We start from the raw sequence: 2057 nt of genomic DNA, 5'->3' as shown, positions 1-2057 counted from the left end.
ATCGAGTGAATTGAAGGACAAGCGGGCGGAACTGACTGCCCGGGCAGAGAAACTGTTTGCCGAGTTTAAAGAGACCCAAGAAGCCATCACAGCCTTGGACAGGGTGATCCTCATTTACGATCCCGAATGGCGCCCCGATTTAGGAAAGCGCAGCCGCAGGAATGCCAACAAAAGCAAGTTGGCGACGGAATTGAACGCGGTTCTCGGCAAAACAAACCGCCGTCAGGTTGTCCTCGACGTATTGAGGGTATTGGGTCCCGCGACATGCGCGGCATGCACTCAAGCCTTCGCAGAGCGCTTCGACATTCCGAGTGGAGATCCGAAGTAGCGGATGCTGACCGACATCGTCTCGAGGAGTCAACCCAGCCTGGAGGCGCACGGTCGTGTTCGCGGCACCCGGCCCGAAAAAGTTCACCGTAAGATCTGGGAAATCGCCAGTTAAACAATGACCATTTGCTGGTTGCGTAAACTTTAAGCATATTGGTTCCAAGTTATTGAACCAAGGAAAGTCTCATGACCGTCGAAGCAATTTTTGAAGATATTAGCTCACAACAAGGCTGGAACACATTCAGTGAACGCATCGTTCTCGAGGCATACATCGACAATCAGCAGGATAATGCATGCTTCCGAGATTTCTTGGCTGAAATAGGGACAGAAGAAGGTGTCGATACCACCGATCTCAGCGCTGACGCTATCATCGCTGCAGCAGGCTGGAACGACAGCACTTTTGTATCTCTCGCTCTTAGATACATCTCAAATCAAAACTCAAATGATGTGTTTGAAGATTACTTGGCACAGCGAGCTGAAGAGGAAAATAGTTTCAGTCTTTGATTAGGACGGTAGACCATCCAGATTCCGGTCATCCGGCCTGTTCCCCTGCCAGTAACCGCAGAGCGACCGGGATGTCAGTATCCCATGTTTGAACCTTGGTGGTAGTTGGTACCTAATTCCGGAAAACCGCCTTGAAAATGGTACTGGCTCCCAGTGACTGCTCCCCGCCATAATGGATGGGGCAGTCACTGATCCTTAATGACGACGGCCATCGACGTGGTGTTTGTGAGATTTTCCGGCTCCATCAGGTCCGGTTCCGAAGTGGAAAAGCCTACCTGACCGCAGGCATCGGAATAGAGAACGGACCCGGGAAGATCCAACGCACGCATCTTGGCGAATGTCGTCACCCCAGCTGCGACATCTGAATCCAGCCCCTCGCTGTTGTATCCGGAGATGCAGATACCCCTGGTGCCGCCGGTCTTTACCGTCGTCCAGGAGAAATCACTCATAGATTTAGGTAGAGCTGGAATGTTTCCGTCTGGCAAGAGGGTGTTAATCCGTTTAATGGAATTCGGAAAGAACCCGTTGTTAGTTGACTTGTAGATAGAGACTGTTCCAACAAGGAGATCGGCGTGAGCCTCCAGGGTTTTGCTCACCTCGATGCGCAGAGCAGTGTCTTGGTTGATGTAGTTGATGCCGCCGACGGCGAGAAGTCCAGCGAGAAGAATGGCCAGAACGACCATAATTGTCTGGTACATAGATTATTCCTCTTCCAGAGAGCGAGACACGCCCGCGCCGAATGCCTAGTCAAGTTCCCGCAGGTCAGTGATTCCCGCCCGCATCTTGTCGACGGCATCCTTCCTATCGTCTTCATGGAGAACTTCACGTCCGAATCCCTATTCAAGATGACACAATCAACGTCCTTGGGTCCAGTGGAGTACTCGCATTCTGGCTCGATATCCAGATCCCGCAGGCGGTGCACGGAGCCTTTCGATGGATCCCATGTTAAGCGTCGCCAAGACGAGGTGGCCGGCACCTGCCGCCTTAATGTCGTTTCGCGCCGTCTCCTAGTCCCTAACCTCGCCGAACACGATGATCCACAAACGCGGCAAACCCCTTTCTTTAGGGAGGGGTCAAAAGCGCAGCTCGCGAAGCGAGGTATCAAGATTTACTCCGTTGCTCTTCGACATATTTTCTAACAAACCTGCGCCGTATGCGGCACAAACGACAAGCAGAGCCGCGAAAGCCAAGCGCTATTTCACTGCAAATCCTGCGGGCATGAAGCC

General features: G+C 52.5%; 3 protein-coding genes. 2 read left to right on the top strand and 1 reads right to left on the bottom strand.

Annotated elements, in window-relative coordinates; translation table 11 throughout:
• On the top strand, positions 1–328 hold a 328-nt coding region (locus E1297_RS02440), incomplete at its 5' end, for a hypothetical protein (RefSeq protein WP_209015600.1).
• Positions 329–513: 185 nt separating this feature from the next.
• Positions 514–831 (top strand): hypothetical protein, encoded by a 318-nt coding sequence (locus E1297_RS02435; RefSeq protein ID WP_155133450.1) that lies wholly within the window; start codon positions 514–516, stop codon positions 829–831.
• 185 nt (positions 832–1016) lie between these two features.
• Here E1297_RS02435 and E1297_RS02430 read toward each other — a convergent pair whose 3' ends face one another.
• Complete coding sequence (locus E1297_RS02430) at positions 1017–1529, bottom strand: hypothetical protein (RefSeq protein WP_155133447.1); 513 nt, start codon at positions 1527–1529, stop codon at positions 1017–1019.
• Positions 1530–2057: the final 528 nt, after the last annotated feature.

Source organism: Roseibium sp. RKSG952, from assembly GCF_009711355.1.
The sequence above is the reverse complement of the archived record's forward strand: the minus strand, read 5'-3'. Positions and strand labels throughout refer to the sequence as shown.